Annotated in this window: 11 protein-coding genes; 7 read left to right on the forward strand and 4 right to left on the reverse strand. The window is 39.3% G+C overall.

The features are described from left to right. The first annotated feature begins 20 nt into the window (after nucleotides 1-20). Both RI844_RS12850 and RI844_RS12855 read left to right on the forward strand, forming a co-directional pair. Complete coding sequence (locus tag RI844_RS12850; protein ID WP_348395070.1) at nucleotides 21-3,458, forward strand: hybrid sensor histidine kinase/response regulator; 3,438 nt, start codon at nucleotides 21-23, stop codon at nucleotides 3,456-3,458. A gap of 620 nt (nucleotides 3,459-4,078) precedes the next feature. Further along, a complete protein-coding gene (locus tag RI844_RS12855) occupies nucleotides 4,079-5,185 on the forward strand; it encodes a hypothetical protein (protein ID WP_348395071.1) in 1,107 nt (368 codons plus the stop codon). 468 nt (nucleotides 5,186-5,653) lie between these two features. Here the strand turns inward: RI844_RS12855 and RI844_RS12860 are convergent, their stop codons facing one another. The 3 genes from RI844_RS12860 to RI844_RS12870 all read right to left on the reverse strand — a co-directional run bounded on the left by RI844_RS12860 (nucleotide 5,654) and on the right by RI844_RS12870 (nucleotide 9,842). After that, complete coding sequence (locus RI844_RS12860) at nucleotides 5,654-6,328, reverse strand: response regulator transcription factor (protein WP_348395072.1); 675 nt, start codon at nucleotides 6,326-6,328, stop codon at nucleotides 5,654-5,656. 103 nt (nucleotides 6,329-6,431) lie between these two features. Next, nucleotides 6,432-8,714: a TonB-dependent receptor gene (locus tag RI844_RS12865; RefSeq protein ID WP_348395073.1), complete on the reverse strand. Its 2,283-nt coding sequence runs from the start codon at nucleotides 8,712-8,714 to the stop codon at nucleotides 6,432-6,434. Between the two features lie 195 nt (nucleotides 8,715-8,909). Continuing rightward, on the reverse strand, nucleotides 8,910-9,842 hold the full coding sequence (locus RI844_RS12870) for an extracellular catalytic domain type 1 short-chain-length polyhydroxyalkanoate depolymerase (protein WP_348395074.1): 933 nt from the start codon (nucleotides 9,840-9,842) through the stop codon (nucleotides 8,910-8,912). Nucleotides 9,843-10,040: 198 nt separating this feature from the next. Here RI844_RS12870 and RI844_RS12875 point away from each other — a divergent pair, with 198 nt between their 5' ends. The 4 genes from RI844_RS12875 (at nucleotide 10,041) to RI844_RS12890 (ending at nucleotide 15,540) form a co-directional block, all read left to right on the forward strand. Then, nucleotides 10,041-12,263, forward strand: coding sequence for a penicillin acylase family protein (locus tag RI844_RS12875; protein WP_348395075.1), 2,223 nt, complete (start codon nucleotides 10,041-10,043; stop codon nucleotides 12,261-12,263). 178 nt (nucleotides 12,264-12,441) lie between these two features. Beyond that, nucleotides 12,442-13,458: a DJ-1/PfpI family protein gene (locus tag RI844_RS12880; protein WP_348395076.1), complete on the forward strand. Its 1,017-nt coding sequence runs from the start codon at nucleotides 12,442-12,444 to the stop codon at nucleotides 13,456-13,458. Next, nucleotides 13,455-14,432: a GlxA family transcriptional regulator gene (locus RI844_RS12885; protein WP_348395077.1), complete on the forward strand. Its 978-nt coding sequence runs from the start codon at nucleotides 13,455-13,457 to the stop codon at nucleotides 14,430-14,432. Before RI844_RS12880 ends, RI844_RS12885 begins: the two co-directional genes overlap by 4 nt. A gap of 850 nt (nucleotides 14,433-15,282) precedes the next feature. Then, nucleotides 15,283-15,540 carry a hypothetical protein gene (locus tag RI844_RS12890; RefSeq protein WP_348395078.1) on the forward strand — a complete coding sequence of 86 codons (258 nt, stop codon included), beginning with the start codon at nucleotides 15,283-15,285 and terminating at the stop codon, nucleotides 15,538-15,540. 288 nt (nucleotides 15,541-15,828) lie between these two features. Here the strand turns inward: RI844_RS12890 and pgi are convergent, their stop codons facing one another. After that, nucleotides 15,829-17,478, reverse strand: coding sequence for a glucose-6-phosphate isomerase (gene pgi / locus RI844_RS12895; protein WP_348395079.1), 1,650 nt, complete (start codon nucleotides 17,476-17,478; stop codon nucleotides 15,829-15,831). A gap of 258 nt (nucleotides 17,479-17,736) precedes the next feature. On the opposite strand from pgi, the gene RI844_RS12900 reads away from it, so the two are divergent. Beyond that, entirely contained in the window at nucleotides 17,737-19,269 is a 1,533-nt protein-coding gene (locus RI844_RS12900; RefSeq protein ID WP_348395080.1) for a sulfatase family protein, read from the forward strand. Nucleotides 19,270-19,541 lie beyond the last annotated feature (272 nt).

Consider the following 19,541-nt stretch of genomic DNA (forward strand, 5'->3'; position numbering starts at 1 on the left):
CTTATCTTGGGGATTTATCTTTGTTAGTTTGGCTGTCTTTAGATGCATGGTTAATCACCTTCATTTCTATTGGTTATTTGGCGCTGCTGTTTATTGTTGCCTATTGGGGGCAACATAAAACTAATAAGAGATGGTTCAGTAACCCTTGGGTGTATAGTTTATCTTTAGGGGTAAGTTGTACTACCTGGGCGTTTTATGGCACCGTTGGCCAAGCTGCTACTACAGGTGCCTGGTTGGCACCAATTTACATCGGTTCAATTCTTTGTTTAATTTTCGCCTGGCCCACGTTAATGCGAATATTACAAATAGTTAAACAGCAAAATCTTACTTCAATAGCCGATTTTATTGCTTGTCGATATGACCGCTCGCCAAAAATTGCCGCCACGGTAGCCACCATAGCCTTAGTCGGTACCATCCCTTATATCGCCCTGCAATTACGGGCGATAAGTACCAGCTTTGATTTACTGACTGGAACTTATCAAACAGGTATAGGCACAACATTTACTGTATCTTTAGTTTTAATTGTGTTCAGTATACTATTTGGAACTCGCCAACTTGCTGCCAGCAAACAAAACCAAGGATTGGTGCTCGCTATTGCGTTCAGTTCAATCGTGAAACTTTTTGCGTTAACCGCTGTCGGGATTTTTGCGACGTTTTTCATATTTAATGGTTTTACAGATTTATTCAGCCAACACGCGTTAATACAAGGAGATACTGATAGTTCTACGGGTAGCTCAATATATCTAGGCGTTTCTCATGCAGTACTTGGGGCAATTACTATTTTTATTTTGCCGCAACAATTTCATTTAATGATGATCGAAAACCATAACCAACAACAATTAAAATCTGGTCGATGGTTATTTTGTTTATACCTGATTTTAATTAACGTGTTCGTGCTGCCAATTGCATTAGCAGGACAACTAACATTTCCCGGTGGGAGTGTTGATGCTGATACTTATGTGCTTACTATCCCATTATTTTATCAACAAGCTTGGTTGGGTGTATTAGTTTATGTAGGCGGCTTAGCCGCAGCAACGAGTATGGTGATTGTTGCCACAATTGTATTAAGTACGATGATCTCGACTGAAGTATTAAATCCGATGATATTGCGCTTTCGACTATTTAATTCAAAACAAGCACCGCAACTATCAGGGCTGTTATTAAATCAAAGACGATTCGCTATTGCGACGATTTTACTATTAGCATTCGCTTTTGAACGCTACATTCATCATCAAAATCATTTGGCTGCAATCGGTTTACTGTCTTTTGTGCTATTGGCGCAATTTGCGCCAGCTATTATTGGCGCCCTTTATTGGCGAAAAGCCACCACCAAAGCGGCATTCATTAGTTTAATAATAGGCAGCTCTGTTTGGCTTTACACTCTATTGTTGCCAACCGTTTTCCCACAAGCAAGCTGGGTTAGCGTTGGGCCATTAGCATTAAGCTGGTTAAAGCCTACAGCCCTATTTGGCCTTTCATTTCTCGATAATATTAGTCATGGGGTATTTTATAGCCTACTGCTAAACCTGATCAGTTATATCTGTATTTCACTATTCACGCATCGCAGTGTAGGTGAAAAGCTACAAGCTGAATTGTTTGTCAATAAAAGCCAAAGCCAATTTGAACGACATCTGTCTAAAGATGATCTTTATAATCTATTACAGCGCTTTATCGATAAGAGTGCGGCACAAAATTTCGTCCAATATTACAGAATAAATGCTGATTTAAGCGACGAAAAACTGGTTGAATATACCCGTTTACAGTTATCTGGAGTATTAGGATCGGCATCAACAAGCATGGTGATGAAGGCCGCCTCCAGTCAACAAAAAATGCCCCTGGAAGATGTGGTGAGTATTGTTGATGAAGCGAGTCAAATGTTTGAATTTAACCGTGAATTGTTACAATCTGGCGTTGAAAACATCGAACAAGGCATCAGCGTAGTTGATGCCGATATGCGTTTGGTCGCTTGGAATCAGCGCTATATTGAATTACTGGATTACCCGAAAAATGTTGTTAAAGCGGGCATGCCTATTGAACAACTGCTTAGAGTTAACATTGACAGTGGCGTCATTGCTGGCGATGCAGCAGAGCATTTGATTAATAAACGATTACAACATATGCGCAGTGGCAGCTATCATCATTTCCAACGAGTTATGCCAAGTGGCATCGTACTTGAAATCAGAGGTCAGGCGATGCCAGGCGGTGGCTTTGTTAGTACATTTTCTGATATCACCGCCCATATTGAAGCGGAAAAAGCGTTACAACAAGCGAATCAAACGCTGGAGAAAAGGGTCGAAAATAGAACCGCTGAATTACTAACCGCTAAAGCTGAAGCAGAGGCTGCCAACAGCAGTAAAACTCGTTTCTTAGCCGCAGCGAGCCATGATTTAATGCAGCCATTTAATGCCCTTACGTTATTTACTTCAATGTTAAAGAAAAAGGTGCAAGGCGATGAATTAGCATTATTAGCCAATCAAATTGGTGATTCGCTAAATGTTGTTGAAACACTATTGTCTGATTTAGTTGAAATTTCAAGACTTGATAGTAGCCCGCAAAAGCTAATTAGAAGCAATTTTGCTATTGATGAATTGTTAACGCCATTAAAAAATGAGTTTACCGTATTAGCAGAGCAAGCGGATATTAGCTTTCACTACCAGCCTTGCAGCGGTTATGTAGACAGCGATAAGCGTCTGTTAAGACGTATTCTGCAAAATTTTTTATCAAATGCAGTGCACTATTGTGTGCAAAGAGCAGGAATAAAAAGCAGAATTTTACTCGGCGTGCGACACCGACCAAATCATTTAAGCGTTGAAGTCTGGGACAATGGGCCTGGTATCGCAAAAGATAAACAACAAACCATTTTTAAAGAGTTTGAGCGCTTAGAGCAAAACCGTGACATTCCAGGGCTGGGCTTAGGCTTAGCTATTTCAAATCGCATGGCGGTAATGTTGGGGGTAACCATTACAGTTAAATCAATAGTTGGAAAAGGCACAGGCTTTATTATTGAGTTGCCAAGAGTTGAGCCAATTGATGCTCCGGCACCTGAAAGTAATATCCAATCATTAGATTCACAAAGGAAAAGCTTTAACAACACGCCGATTTTATTAATTGATAACGATAATTTAACCCTTTCAGCCATGTCATCATTGCTTAGCGATTGGGGCTGTCGTGTAATTACGGCAAGAGATGAAACGTCTATGCTAGCGCAGTTAGCAGCGAATACTGTTGTACCCAAGTTAGTTATTGGTGATTATCATTTAGATGATAATGAAAATGGTGTCGACTTGATTTCATCGCTATTCAAACAACGGCAATGGCAAACTCCCTGTGTGATATGTTCAGCAGATCCGTCCGAACAAGTAAGACAACATACCAGCGATGCGCAATTTTATTTCTTAAGAAAACCGGTAAAAGAGTTGGCTTTAAAGCGTTTAATAAAACAATTAATACAAAACTAACTTGCTCAATAGATTATAAATTAAGTTGTAGTAGCTCATATTTGACCTAACACTATAGAATATTAAGCTTAACCTAATCGTACAATAGGTTAGGTCATGTTGTGCCACTAAGCGGAACGTTTGGTTTGGCCTACAGGTATTCAGGCACCGCATAAATGCCGACTCAGAGCCTTCGGAAGCAAACAAATCGATTTCTTCTGTGCTGACCTTTGAAACATTGAAATTCGGGCTTTTCTACTTATTCGATTTAAATCTAAAAGCAAACTGTCTTGAGGCTGGGTCCTGCCCTTCAGGATTTACGAATGGTGCTTGTCATAATTAATCCTTTATTTGGCCTTGATATTTGATTATGGATAAAATTAGCCATTTGTCCAAAATCTTGACAGAGATGACTCTGAGATCTACGTTTATTTTGGTAATGATTTAAAAAGGAGGTTTATTATGATTGCTAGATTGTCGTGTTTAATACTATCTTTATTATTGGTGATCGGATGGCGACAAAAGACACTTTTTATTAACAAATGAAGTATTTCGAAAAGTTTGGCCTTTATTAAATCTTTATGGTGATCACATCGGGAGATCATCTTCATTTTTTATATGAATATTGCCTTAGGGTTATTGTGATGCGACTTAAAATAAAATTGCTTGTTGTTTTTTATAAGTTAATCATTTTCTACAAAAAAGTAGTTAATTTTTTCTCTAAACGAATTTTTAAAAAACCAACCAATGATAGAAATGCTACTGCTATGAATAACAAAGTCATTAATGATGCAGCTGGAAAAATTGGTGTTTCAATAAGGAAGATGCCTCACGGTTACTTTCAGCTTAAATATGATAATTCTGTTCACTATTCAAAAAGTGCAGACTTTAGTTTTGAAAATTTAATGGCTTATAAGATGTGTGGCAATAAACTCCTGACATCAACAATACTCGCAGAAAACGAGATCCCGGTTCCAGTTTTTAAGGCATTTTCTCAGGATGATTATGATAGGGCGCTGGAATTTTTTCTCTCCCGAAATAAGCCTGTGGTTGTGAAACCTTGTAGTGGGACATCTGGTGGAAAGGGTATTACTGTTGGGGTGTCTTCTCCTTCTGCTTTTGCACATTCCTTCGCGAAAGCTTTGTGTTTTTCGATATCAGTGATGGTAGAGGATTTTGAAAAAGGTGAAGATTACCGATTTACAGTTCTTAATGGCCGGGTTCTGACGGTGGTTAAGCGTCTTCCCGCCTACGTTGCTGGAGATGGAGTAAATAATATTGGCTCATTGATTTCTCTCAAGAACAAAGCTTTTTTTGACCCAACGGCGGATTCGAAAATGTTTTGCACGATTACTGTTGATGCTGACTTGGTAATGTGTTTGAACGATCAATGTTTGACTCTGAAATCAATCCCAGAAAAAGGGAAAAAGGTCTGTTTACGAAAAATGTCAAATGCAAGTCAAGGTGGAGAGGTATTGGAGGTCACTGAGCAATGTCACAGTGATTATTTAAAAATGGCAGTGAGAGCTGCCAACTTAATGAAAACAAAACTTTCAGGAGTTGACTTTATCATTGAAGATATTAGGTGCCCTTACGAAAGGGGGAAAACGTTCATAAATGAGGTTAATACGACGCCTGCTCTATATATTGTGCGTGAGCCTGGAGTCAACGGGGTAATAAATTCCAAGGTGGGCGAGGAAATATTAAAGTATGTATTTGATATTGTGACTAGCAGTGATGACGATTAGTAATAATTTTTGTGAAAATAAACATTTCCTTCACGAGCTTGAGATAAGGGATAATATCGGTAATGAGGTTATCTTAGATATAATTAAAGGAGGTCCCTCATCTCGCTCAGCTCATTGGGGATGACGGTGCTTTTTCTCTACTTCTAATTGTGGCACTGAAAGGACTGTTCAAGCCTGGCATCCCGTCCTCAAACACACCTTGTTTTACCATCGAAATCGAATAAATAGAAAAGCCCGAATTTCAATGCTTCAAAGGTCTGCACAGAAGAAATCGATCTGTTTGCTTCCGAAGCCTCTGAGTCGTCATTTATGCGGTGCCTGAATACCAATAGGCCAAACCAAGCGTTCCGCTTAGTGGCAAAAGTGAACATCCTTATTTCAGTCATGACAGTCAACGAATTGTCAGTTTTAATAAACTTCTATTATCAAATTTGTAAAATCAAATGCTGACTAACCCAATTAAGTGTATTAACTTTCTACGAGTGCTTCATTCTCTGCGGCAGTATGCATTAGTTCTTGGTAGGCTAGCCCTGCTAAAGTTCGGTTGTTTACCTGTAACTTTTCTAAAATTGCCGACACATGTTTCTTTACTGTGGTTTCTTGTATTTTTAGATCGTAAGCGATTTGTTTATTAAGTTGGCCATCGGCAATTTGTGCCAAAACGTTATACTGCTGTGGTGTTAAACTTGCTAATTGCTTCGCCAGTTTTTGATGGTTCAATGCAGCTTGTTGATCGACACCTTCTTGATTATTTTCAGGTAACCAAACATTGCCCTCTAACACACTGTCTATTGCGGTCGCAATTGTGGTTAAGTCTGCCGATTTAGGGATAAATGCTGACGCGCCAAAGTTAATTGCTTTTTGCATATTGTCACCATTACAGTCTGAAGAAACCATAACAATAATCAAATCAGGATAATGATTCACCAGCTGAGTTAGGCCGGTAAAACCGTCATTGCCAGGCATATGTAAGTCTAAAAATATTATTTCAAGCGTTGGAGTTTGTTCAATTAATTTAAGTAATTCGCTGAAGCATTCCGCTTCCAACATACCGGCATTGGGGATGCAGTCAATAATTGCTTGTTTTAATGCGGCTCGAAACAATGGATGATCATCGGCTATCGCAACCTGTGCCCCTATCATATGTACCCCTTACTAAAATATACTTATTTGATTATGAAAAAAAGTGCCAACATTTGCCAGCACTTTATTATTACTAAGTAGTCACTACTAAATAATATACTTTCTAGAACTGGTAGCCCACGGTGAATGCGACAGTTTGCGGGTCACCATAATAACCAATGAGGGTATTGTCACCACCAGTACCAGGCAAGTAACTACCGTCATCTTGTGGTGTTACAAAGGCATATGTACCCACCAAGTACTCTTCATCAGTCACGTTTTTCATATGCAAACCAGCTTCCCAGTTGCCATCATTGCTATACCAGTTAATGCCTAAATTAACTAAACCATAACCATCTTGAGTCAATAAATTACCCGTTTCAGTTAAGTCATATTCGCCACGATAATAATAGTTACCGTTAAAAACAAAACTGCCTAGGTCGGTTTCAAGGTCATAGTTTACGGCAAAATTGGCGGTAGTTTCAGGCGTGTTGGATACCGTAAAGTCATCCGAAATATCGTCATAACCAGTACCATTCCAAGTTAGAACTTCGTTAAATTCAGTATCGATAACTCCGACTGACAAATCAAAACTTAATGATTCTGTTGCTGCATACTGTATTTCAAGTTCAGCGCCGGTTGCTTCTGAATCACCTATGTTGCCTAAGCGCTGATCTACTACTGTAAGATCTTCGTTAGGAAAGACACTAATATATTGACGATCTTTATGCTCTAACATAAACACAGTGGCATTTACTCGCAGGGTATTATTCCATTCACTTTTCATGCCCAGTTCAAATGAATCAACAATTTCAGGATCTGCTGCAGGCTCAGCTGTGGTTGCACGAGGATTAAAAGTGCCAGATTTAAAGCCTTGCGAATAACTGGCAAATAACATCATGTCATTGCTGTATTGATATTCAACCCCAACTCTAGGGGTAAAACGTGACCATTCTTCAGAATCGTCTAACACTGTATTAATACTTCCAGCTAGTGCTGCATCATCACGCACATAACCTGGCACCCAACCAGATTTTGGGTACACGGTTTCAAAAAAGGCAGCAGTGTTTACCGTAGCTTCTTTTTCTTCTGTGGTATAACGTGCACCTAAGGTCATTGATAATTTATCAGTAAAATCATACGACCCTTGCGCATACACAGCATAAGATTCACTGTTATTACAACCACTTTTTTCAGCGGTAAATCCTGGTAGAGTTAAAGCGTTACCTAAAACTTCTAAAATAGCATCGTAATGACCACACGATTCACCATCGAAATAATACAAACCAGAAACCAGTTGCAGTTTATCTGAGTTATAATTTAACTGAAATTCTTGTGAGAATTGCTCATCATCATAAATGGCGGGTACATCAAAAATGCGCAGACTGGTGTTGTCAAAATCGATATTAGTCGGTGAGTAACTTTCGCGTGAAGCGGTTACTGATTTTACTGACCAAGTATCATTGATGTCATAAGAGACGGTAAGGCTGACCCCTTCAGTTTCTACTTTATTCCAGGTTGGCAAACTTGTGTATGAGTCATATACGCTATCAGGTACTGGTGCGTCAGTTAATAAACTTGGTAGTAAGCGATAGCCACCTTTTGAATTTGAATCATCGTCAGTTTTATCGTAGTTCAACCGAAAAAATAAATCGTCTGTAGGCGTATACTCTAACGTTAAGCGACCAGCAAATACGTCTTTATTATAATTTTCTCTGTCTTGGCCATCTAAATCAGAAGTTATGTATTCACCATAACCATCACGTTGCAGGCTAGCACCGGCAAAACCTAAGTATAATTTGTCATCAATTAATGGGATTTGCCCAGAAACTTTAAAATCTTGGCGAGAATAATCTCCCACCGTTGCTTGTACTTTAAACTCAGCATCGCCAGTCATTTTTCGGGTAACGTATTTTACCGCGCCGCCAATTGTATTTTTACCGTAAAGTGTACCTTGTGGACCACGTAACACTTCAACGCGTTCAACATCGATAATATCTAATACCGCACCTTGTGGGCGCGCCATATATACGTCATCAATATAAATACCAACACCTGGTTCATAACCCCATAATGGATCTTGTTGACCCACTCCACGAATAAATGCGGTTAATGTTGAATTTGTACCTCGGCTTTTTTGCAAGGTAGTATTTGGTGAAAACTGTTGTAGCTCAGTTAATACACTGACGCCATTTTGAGCTAACTGTTCAGCGCCTATGGAGGTAATGGCAACCGGCACTTCTTGTAAATTCTCAGCTGTTTTACGAGCAGTAACTTCAATATGTTCAAGACCTGAATCTGAAGTATCCAGGCCTTGTGTATTGTCTTGTGCAAAAGCGACATTACTTGATAATGCAGTTGCAATTACCAATGCCATATAGCTAAGTTTATGTTTGCCGTGTTCCATAGTTATTCCCATTTTGTATTTTATTATTGTAAAAGTTAATACCGCTTAAAGTTAATAATTTGTTAATAGCTTTCTATGGTTTAGACTCTATCGCACTTTTTACATAAAACAATTTGTACTATAGTAGTATACGCCCTACACCTTTGAATTTTAACGTTTATTTAACATTTTTAAATTCTATATTGCTATTTAAAACTAGTTTACAAACCAAAAGTTGATGATTTCATTTGCTGCAGATAACGGTGTTTTTAACAGAAAAGGAGCCTCGACTCCGCCATTTTCAACTGTGTCATTAATGGCCAAACCATGCCCCATTTCTGCAATTTGAAATAGTTCAACCGCTACAATCCCGTTATCACTTCGCCATTGGCTTTGCTGGTAACCTGAATGCTGAATTGGTTGTGATTTTGTTGAAATGCCATGCAAATGCACCCACTGCTGAGCGATACTTGCCGCGTTTATTGGCGCAACAATCTTGTCTTGCTCACCTGTCCAAACAGAAAGACGCGGCCAATATTTTTGCTCTGGTTTAAGAGCTTTCGCTTGTTGTACTAGCTCTTCAATAGTTTGCGAAGGACCGTTTCGCATACAAGAAATGGCTTTGGTTAAATTGTCTGCACAAGGGTAGGCAATGCCGGAAATAACAGCGCCAGCGTTAAATAAATCAGGGTAATTTATTAACATAGCACTCGCCATCGCTCCCCCGGCTGATAACCCTACTATGTAAACATTTTTAGCCTGGGTGGTTTTTTTCAGGGTTTCTATCATTTGTTTTAACGATAGAGATTCCCCTTGCTCAAACTGCTGATCTTGCGGTGAAAACCAATTGAAGCAGGTTTGAAGATTATTTTTTTTACTTTGCTGAGGGATAAGGAGATGAAATTGCTGTTGCTTGGCCAAGCCTAAAAAGCCGCTTTCAATTGCCAGTTGCTTGCCGTTTTGTGAGCAGCCATGCAAGAGCACCACTAAATTATTACTTACCTTGGCACTGGCAAAATAGCTCGCTGTTAACTCGCCTGGGTTGCTGCCAAAGCGGGTTAAATTATTGAAGTGTTCTGATAACTGCTTGGCCATTAAAGAGGTAGAGAATAATGACAATAGCAAACAAAGCTTTACGACTAGCCGCATGAAAAATCCAATTAAACTTTTTCATTAATAATGGCTAGCCGTGCCACATACATCAATGGCACTTTAGTTCCATAAGCTAAAAGAGAACTTCTGCTTTTGATTACTGTCAGTTTAATATTATTGTGAGAGTAACAACTTGTATTCTCAATACTTACTCGCTAGTCTTTAATTCGAGATTAACAACGATCGAAAATACGAATGTTCATATTTAGCCAGTTTAAGCCAACAATAACCACTACATTAACCCTCCTATTTTTTAGTTTTTTAATAACGTCCTGTTCTCCTGATGGCACAAACACAGCCAAAACAAATGTTGAACGTTGGGAAAGCCAAGCCAAAGCTATTACCATCATGCGTGATGAATGGGGCATTCCTCACGTATATGGTAAAACCGATGCAGACGCAGTATTTGGGATGGTATATGCCCAAGCAGAAGATGATTTCAACAGAATCGAAATAAATTACTTAAATGCTATGGGGCGCCTGGCTGAAGCAGAAGGTAAATCTGCTCTTTATCGTGACTTACGGATGAAATTATTCATCAATCCAGAGGTATTGAAACAGCATTTTGATGCCAGCCCTGAACCAATGAAAAAACTGATGGTTGCCTTTGCTGATGGTTTAAATTACTACTTATACAAGCACCCAGAAGTGACGCCAAAAGTTATCAGCCATTTTGAACCTTGGATGGCTTTATCATTCACTGAAGGCTCTATTGGCGGTGACATTGAACGAGTTAATTTAGCTGATTTAAAAGACTTTTATCAAGGCAACAAGTCTGCAACTTTAGCCATGAGTAAACCTTTCCCACATGCCGAGCCAACAGGTTCAAATGGTTTTGCCATTGCGCCTGGCAACAGTAAAACAGGCAATGCCCTATTATTAATTAACCCACACACTTCTTTTTACTTTCGTGCAGAAATGCACATGGTAAGTGAGCAAGGTTTAAATGCCTACGGCGCAGTCACGTGGGGACAATTCTTCATCTACCAAGGCTTTAATAGCAACACTGGCTGGATGCACACTTCAAGTGGTGCCGATGCCATTGACTGGTATGAAGAAGACATCGTTCAAAAAAATGATGGCGTTTATTACCGCTACGGCGATGAATTGAAAAAGCTTACATCGCAAGTAATAAACCTACCTTACAAAACTGATACGGGAATGAAAACCAAGCAGGTTACTGCCTACTTTACACATCATGGGCCGATCGTTGCAGGCACAGATAATAAGTGGCTTAGCATTAAGTTAATGAATGAGCCCGTAAAGGCATTACAGCAATCTTATTTACGAACTAAAACTACTGATTATGACAGCTACAAAGACACTATGCGCTTTCATACCAACTCATCAAACAATACCGTTTACGCCGACAATAGCGGCAATATCGCCTATTTTCATGGGAATTTCATTCCTAAACGCGACACTAAATTTAATTGGAGTAAGCCAGTAGATGGTAGTGACCCAGCCACAGAATGGCAAGGGTTACACAGCATTGAAGAGACGGTTGGTATATTAAATCCAGCCACGGGGTGGCTACAAAATACCAATAATTGGCCTTATTCGGTTATCGGTGACACAAGCCCGAAACAAGATGATTACCCCGCATATATGGCCACATTTCCTGAAAACTATCGTGGTGTTAATGCGGTAAACATCCTGAAAGATAAAAAAGACTTTACCATCGATAGCTTAATTACCGCGGCTTATGATCCCCATCTTGCAGCGTTTGACGCTCTATTGCCGATTTTGTTTACCCAATATGATTTATTAGATGATGCCGGCAAAGCTGAATTAAGTAAGCAAATTGAGATGCTAAAAGGTTGGAATAGAAAATCGAGTATTGATAGTAAAGCAACATCACTGGCAATATTTTGGGGCCGAGAATTACGCGAACAAGCATTGCAAGATGACGCGGGCCTAGCAAGCTACAAAATGAGAAATATCACCTTTGATCAGTACATGCTCGAAGTTGCCAATAATATAGGCATACTAAGCTTAAAAGTTGCAGTTAATAAATTAACTACGGATTTTGGTCAATGGGATACGCCTTGGGGGGAGATAAATCGTTTTCAGCGCTTAACTGGTGATATCGTACAACCGTTTGATGACTCACAACCGAGTTATCCGGTTGGTTTTGCTTCATCTCGTTGGGGCTCATTAGCCGCTTATGGCCAGCGTACGTTCAACAACACTAAAAAAATCTATGGTACGCGCGGCAATAGCTTCGTTGCGGTTGTAGAGTTTGGTGACAAGGTAACCGCAAAAGCTATCACAGCAGGGGGACAAAGCGGCGATCCACTATCGCCACATTTTAATGATCAAGCTGAACTGTACTCACAAGGTAAATTACGCCCTGTGCATTATTACCTGGAAGATGTGAAAAAGGCAGCAAAAAGTAGTTATTATCCAGGACAGTAACTCTAGTTAATTTGATTAAGTTATTACAATAAAAGCATAATTTAAAAACCTTAAAAGCAAAGGCTTGCCTAGAATACAAGGTTACAAGAAAAATTGGCAAGAATAGTCGGATATGTGTCATTTAGCCAAAACATGTTAGCTGTTATGATTTATTCATACTAACTAAAAGGAACATATTATGCGTAATTTATTAATCTCACTTTGTTTATTTATCGTTACACTGACCAGCTTTAGTACTTGGGCATTTGAAAAGAAAGAACCCTTTAAAGTTGGAATATTAATATTTGATGAAGTGCAGATAATCGATTTTGCTGCACCTTACGAAGTGTTTGGTCATGCAAGATTTGAAATTCATACCGTATCAGTCACAGGTAAACCAATAACGACCGCAATGGGGTTAAAAGTGAGCCCGGATCATAGTTTCAGTAGCCTACCTGAGATGGACGCAATTTTGGTTCCCGGTGGTGATGTTTCCATTGTCCGGAAAAATAAACAGGTACAAAACTGGTTGAAAGAACAATACGGGAAAGTGGATCATGTACTTTCAGTTTGTACCGGTTCGAATATTATAGCTGAAACCGGTTTACTCAATGGTCTCAATGCCACTACATTTCATCGCGACCTCGATAATTTAGCCAATAACTTCCCTGAAATTAATGTATTGGATGATCAACGCTTTGTTGATAATGGTAAAATTATTACTTCGGCAGGCCTTTCCTCAGGGATCGATGCTTCATTATATTTGGTTAGTAAAGTTAATGGCATAGAATCGGCTAAGACCATTGCAATGTTTATTGAATACGATTGGAAGCAAAGTGATGTGTTTATTCGTGCTGCTATGGCAGACAAACATTTGCCAACTAATGATTATCAATGGCCGGCAGATGCTAAGTTTTCAAATGCTATTGCCTTTGGTGATAAAAACAATTGGTACCGAAGTTATGCAGTAGAAACATCAGAAAATATTGATAAATTACTTAATGTTTATAGCAAGGCAATGCTAGCTAATACTGACTGGGTATCGAAAGCATCTAGTGCAAAAGATACTGTGTTGTGGGAAAAAACTATCAACGATAACTTGTGGCAATTAAAATTGAAAGTGTTGGCAGACGAAGAGGGTAAAGCAAACAAGCTTATTAATACTCTTACAAATACAAGTGCAACAAAAAATATAGCTTTGGCTCAAATAAAATGAATCGCAGTATCGGTACTCACAGCAAAGTCATAAAAAAAATAGGATGCTTAATATTTGATGGCTTTAATGCTCTGGATGTTGTCGGCCCACTTGAAGTTTTTTCTATCGCCACGGAGCAAGGTGGTATTAACTACCAAATATGTATGGTGGGTCTGGAGCAAAAGCAATATACCTCAGAGTCAGGGGTACGTATTGTGGCTGATTTGTCGATAAATGAGATTGATCATTTAGATACATTAATTATTCCTGGTGGTGGAGGTGCAAGAAATTGTGAATTGCAATCTTCACACCAAGATTGGTTATTGTCTATGCAGGCAAATTGCCGCAGAGTAGTTAGTATTTGTACGGGGGCTTATTTACTGGCCTCAACCAATGCGCTTGATAATAAAAAAGCGACAACTCATTGGCATTACCTTGATGATTTTCAAGAGAAATTCCCCAATATTAAGGTTGTTAAAGATGCGTTGTTTATTGATCATGGCAATATAGCTACCTCAGCGGGAATAAGCTCAGGTATAGACCTTGCGCTCAAACTAGTTGAAGACGATTGTGGCGCAACTATAGCTGTAAATGTTGCTCGATTTCTTGTAATACACTACCGTCGTTCAGGTAATCAAGCTCAGTACTCAGTTCCGTTACAACGCCAGCAAAATTGCAGTAAAGAATTTTCAGATTTAACCGGCTGGATATTACAAAATTTAACCGAAGATCTGTCAATAGAAGTGCTTGCAGACAAAACAGGAATGAGTCCGCGAAACTTTTGTCGGAAATTCAAAAAACAAATGGCAGAGTCTCCTGCTAAATATGTTGAAATACTACGGTTAGATTACGCGAGACAATTATTAACTGAGAAAGATTGGCGACTTGAAAAAATTTCACAGTGCTGTGGGTATCGTAATATTGATGTTTTTCGCAGGGCTTTTGAAAGACGATTTATTATCTCACCTAATGTTTATCGGGCTAGGTTTAGCTAGTGCTAGTCCAGAATAGAGTCGTAGCTAAGGCGATCCAATAAGACCAGGTGTGCTTAACGGCCATAGGCGTTTATTCACTCTAAATAACTGTATCAAAAACTATTAATATCTGAATGATATGTGACAATTATATCTATCTACTATTGCCTCAATCTATGTAGAAGCTTACATTTTTAGGCCCATAGGTTAATGTACATTCAGATTTAATAAGACAATTGGTTAGATCAAAAAATGTCACAAAGAGGGAATTTCAGGCTCACAATTATTAATTTAGGTTTATGATCAGTATTGCGACAATGTATGGACTCCTCCAACCTATAAGCTAGGTTGGAGGAGTCCATATACTTTGCTGACGTGAAATAGTTATAGAGCTTGTTGGTAGAATATTCAACTCAGCCTCCCTCAACAGACATTACTATAGTAACGTAAAAAATTAAATGGCAAAATTAGCTATACCATTACACACATCTGAAGTGCTTGCTGAATTAAGAGAAAATCGGAGACCATTAAATGATTATCGCTCAATATTTATAGACAGAAAATACATAAACTATAAGTATAATCTATGAATACTAAAGGTGTAGATGACTATATCACACCACTTATCATACTCAGCATTATTAGTATGTTGTATTAATCAATGACTTCAGTAGTATCATTGATTCGATCCATAAAAATATTGTCATAATTCCAGACCAGAAAATTCCCCTTATTTGATTAAATTATTTTCATTGAAAACTTGCTAACGCAGAAATCATGTTATATGCTTATATGAAGACTGATATGAAGATCGGCAATTGAACGGCGATTAATATTATCTCAGTTTAAAATTAATATCGGAGGGTTGACCATGAATGTTCTAACTTTTGATGAAAAAACAAACCAGTCGGCTATGCCAGTTGTTACTGAATCGCGAGTGATTTTTCGCCGGTTCAGAACTCTAACGAAAATAATCATCACCTTACTAATAGTTATTGGCTTCTTGAATACGGCAATGAGCTCGTCAGACATTTATTTCACTCTGGCATCGATGATATGGTTATGGCAAAGTTCTCTGGTAAAAATTGAGTTTACAATTTTTAATAAAATAATTCGCCAAGCCAAGTAAAGTCATAATAAAAGCAGCTATTAAGATCTCAAAGCAGTTGTTGTTCACCATTAATATTCAATTCCTCTCCTAAATTTCATCAAGATTAGCTGACAGATCATGCTAATCTCGACGTAGAACATCATAGAAATTAATAAAAATGTCCCATCCTAGAATGCGTTGACGGTTTTAATGAAAGTCCAAGAGCCTTTCTTAGATAATAAAACGCTTTATTACCACTGCACCGTAATTGCAGGGCTGTTTCACGTATTGAGGAGTTCAGTCAAGTAACAAACAACTCACCTGAACCTATTCATTCGCCCTAATGGTTTTATAGTACTTAATTAAACCGTAAGTCGAACTATCGTGGTTAATATTAAGTTCTCCATTTTCAAGTTCTTGTTGGATTTTATTTGCCAGGCCTTTACCCAATTCAACCCCCCACTGATCGAAAGAACATATTTGTAACAGAACGCCCTGAACAAAGATTTTATGTTCATACAATGCAATTAAACTACCAATCGTGTGTGGTGAGATACGCTCCATTAGCAAGGTATTGGTCGGACGGTTGCCTTTGTGCACCTTATGTGGTGCCACTTTGTTAATGTACTCTTGTGTTCGGCCTTTCGCTTTTAAATCAGCACGAACTTGCTGTTCATCTACGCCTTCCATGAGCGCCTGAGTTTGGGCGAAGAAGTTAGACATCAAGGTTTCATGGTGCCCTATTACTGGTGTGACACTTTCAACCGAGCCAATAAAATCAGCAGGCACGATATTATTACTTTGATGCAGATACTGATAGAAAGCATGCTGGCCGTTTATTCCCAGTTCACCCCATATTGACGGCACGGTTGAGTAATTAATCTCATCACCATGCCAGGTCACTGATTTGCCGTTGCTTTCCATTTCAGCTTGTTGCATATAAGCCGACAACATATGCAAAGATTGGTCATAAGGCAGTATCGCTTGCGATTGCGCGCCCATAAACGTACAGTTCCACACACTTAGCAACGCCAAAATCACCGGTGCATTTTGCTCTAACGGGGTTTGACAAAAGTGTTGATCCAGTTGTTCAGCACCTTCGAGTAACTCGATGAATTTATCAAAGCCAAGATCGATGGCAATCGGTAAACCGATTGCTGACCAGAGTGAAAAGCGGCCGCCGACCCAATCCCACATATCGAAAATATTTTCTTCAGCAATACCAAACCTCACTGCATTTTCTTTATTACTCGAAACCGCAACAAAGTGTTTGCCAATCGCCGATTGATCAAACGATGAAGCAACCAGCCATTTCATTGCGGTATTGGCATTGGTCATGGTTTCTGTGGTGGTAAAAGTTTTACTGGAAACAATGAACAGCACTTTTTCTGGGTTAAGCGGCCGCAGAACTTCGGCAATTTGAGTACCATCAACGTTCGATACATAATGCACATTAACGCTGTTATCGCTGTATTGTTTCAGTGCTTCGGTGACCATCTGCGGCCCCAGGTTCGAGCCGCCGACACCAATATTGACCACATCGGTAATGCGTTTGCCGGAATAGCCCTGCCATAAGCCCTGTCGAATTTTATCACTAAACACTTGCATTTTATCCAAGGTATTTTGTACGCATGTTGAGATATCGACGTCGTCGACAACAATGGCTTTGTTCGATCGATTGCGCAACGCGGTATGCAACACCGAACGCTCTTCGGTGCTATTAATGCGCTCACCATTAAACATTTTTTCACGCCAGGCCTCTACTTCACACTCTTTGGCCAGGGCAATAAGTTTTGCCATGGTGTCGTCAGTGATCAGATTTTTTGAGTAATCGAGCAACATCGAAGGCAGCTGCACAGAGAATTTATCGAAGCGCTGGTCATCATTAGTGAACAGCTCATTCATATGATGTTGCTTCATCTGTTGCGCATGGCTTTGTAGTGATTGCCAACTTTTCATTGCCGCTCTGGTGGTCATATTTGTCTCCGTAACATTTGGCTTGATTACTATTTCGTTATTCACGAAACATTTTACACCGCCAAGATATCAGTCTTCATATGAGCAGACAAGTTATTTGTAATGAAAACACAGAAACCATCAATATAAGGCGTGCCATTGTCAGTTATCATATAAGATGGTAACATCATTAGTAATCGTCATTCATTAACCAGGAAGTCTGAGTTTTCTTTCGGTTAATTAATGAGAGTTAATTTGATCATCACCAGAGGGCCTTCGATGTTTACTAAAAAATCGCTCAATAAATTTTTCAAGCTATCGCTAACGTTGCTGACCACACTAGGCGGCGTATCGTATAGTTATGCTGAAACCGAAAACACCAGTTCACCGAACATTGTTATTATTTACACCGATGATTTAGGTATTGGTGATGTCAGTGCCTATGGCATGGGAAAATTATCGACACCCAACATTGACAGTATTGCCGAGCAAGGCATTAGGTTTAGCAATGGCTATGCGACGGCGGCTACTTGTACACCGAGCCGATTTTCTATCCTTACCGGCCAATATCCCTGGCGCAAAGGTGCGGCGATTTTGCCCGGTGATGCACCATTATTAATCGACCCAAGCAAAATTACCTTGCCGAAAATGCTGAAAAAAGCGGGCTATCGCACTGCGGTTATCGGCAAATGGCACTTAGGTTTAGGCAGTGGTCAAATGGACTGGAATGAACATATCCCATTAGGACCAAATGAAGTTGGTTTTGATTATTCATACATTATGGCCGCCACTAACGACCGCGTACCTAACGTCTATGTGAAAAATGGCAACGTAGTGGGATTAGAAAAAAATGACCCACTGCAAGTGAGCTACCAGAAAAATTTCCCGGGTGAGCCAACGGGTATCGACAACCCGGAATTACTGACAAAAATGAGCTTCAGCAATGGTCATTACCATAGTATTAATAATGGCGTGCCTCGTATCGGTTACCAAAAAGGCGGTAAAAGTGCGCAATGGATAGACGAAGAGATGTCAGATTTGTTTTTAAATGAAGCGCAAAACTTCGTCAAAGCCAATAAGAGCAAACCATTTTTCTTATTCTACACCTTACATCAACCTCATGTACCACGGATCCCCAATCAGCGTTTTGTTGGAAAATCGGGTCTTGGCCCACGTGGTGATGCCATTTTGGAAGCCGACTGGGCGATAGGTGAATTTTTAACAACCTTAGAACAAACCGGTTTAACAGATAATACCTTAGTGGTTTTTTCTTCCGATAACGGCCCCGTTTTGGATGATGGTTATCACGATGACGCAGTAACTAAATTGGGTAAGCATACCCCTGCGGGCAATTTACGCGGCGGTAAATACAGTTTATTCGACGCAGGCGCGCATATTCCATTTATGATTAGCTGGCCAGGTAAAATTAAGCCGGGTGTATCTGATGCGCTTGTTTCACAACACGACCTTCTCGCTTCACTAGCAAACTTAACCGGGCAACAAATTGCTGCCTCCGATAGTCAAGATCACCTTGATGCCTTATTAGGTAAATCAAAACAAGGTCGTCAAGGACTTGTTGTTCAGGCATTAGGGGGAAAAACGGCTTATCGAGAAGGGAACTGGCTATTCATTCCGCCCTACTGGGGCGATGAAAAGCTTGCCAAAGAAGACGTGGAAACAGGTTATTGTTCTTGTTATCAACTGTACGATCTCAATGAGGACCCAGGACAAATGCACAATGTTGCTAAAGAATTTCCTAATGAAACTAAAGCAATGTTAACGGCATATAGAACTGTCATGGCAAGCAATTAAGCTAACTTAATTAAATCGGCCAGTATAAAGGTATTTACTGATTATATTGGCCCTTTTTATTAAAAAATATCAATATTTACTTCAGCAATAAGTGTAATATAAAAAGCGATTTATAGCGGCCAAATCTCGTACTAAAATGAAAGTTAATATTGCTTAAATATAGCCTTTCATTAAAACTTAAACAGAACCACATCAAAATATTTCGTAAAAATTTTTCATTATACTATTTAGCTCATCCAGTATATAAAATTTAAATTTTAGACTTAATTTCA

The sequence above is a fragment of the Thalassotalea fonticola genome (assembly GCF_032911225.1).
GTDB lineage: Bacteria > Pseudomonadota > Gammaproteobacteria > Enterobacterales > Alteromonadaceae > Thalassotalea_A > Thalassotalea_A fonticola.

Bases quoted from the DNA above. Each gene is read 5' to 3' on its own strand.
- RI844_RS12860 (WP_348395072.1), bottom strand. From the start codon at position 6,328: ATGATAGGGGCACAGGTTGCGATAGCCGATGATCATCCATTGTTTCGA.
- RI844_RS12865 (WP_348395073.1), bottom strand. From the start codon at position 8,714: ATGGAACACGGCAAACATAAACTTAGCTATATGGCATTGGTAATTGCA.
- RI844_RS12870 (WP_348395074.1), bottom strand. From the start codon at position 9,842: ATGCGGCTAGTCGTAAAGCTTTGTTTGCTATTGTCATTATTCTCTACC.
- RI844_RS12875 (WP_348395075.1), top strand. From the start codon at position 10,041: ATGTTCATATTTAGCCAGTTTAAGCCAACAATAACCACTACATTAACC.
- RI844_RS12880 (WP_348395076.1), top strand. From the start codon at position 12,442: ATGCGTAATTTATTAATCTCACTTTGTTTATTTATCGTTACACTGACC.
- RI844_RS12885 (WP_348395077.1), top strand. From the start codon at position 13,455: ATGAATCGCAGTATCGGTACTCACAGCAAAGTCATAAAAAAAATAGGA.
- RI844_RS12890 (WP_348395078.1), top strand. From the start codon at position 15,283: ATGAATGTTCTAACTTTTGATGAAAAAACAAACCAGTCGGCTATGCCA.
- pgi (WP_348395079.1), bottom strand. From the start codon at position 17,478: ATGACCACCAGAGCGGCAATGAAAAGTTGGCAATCACTACAAAGCCAT.
- RI844_RS12900 (WP_348395080.1), top strand. From the start codon at position 17,737: ATGTTTACTAAAAAATCGCTCAATAAATTTTTCAAGCTATCGCTAACG.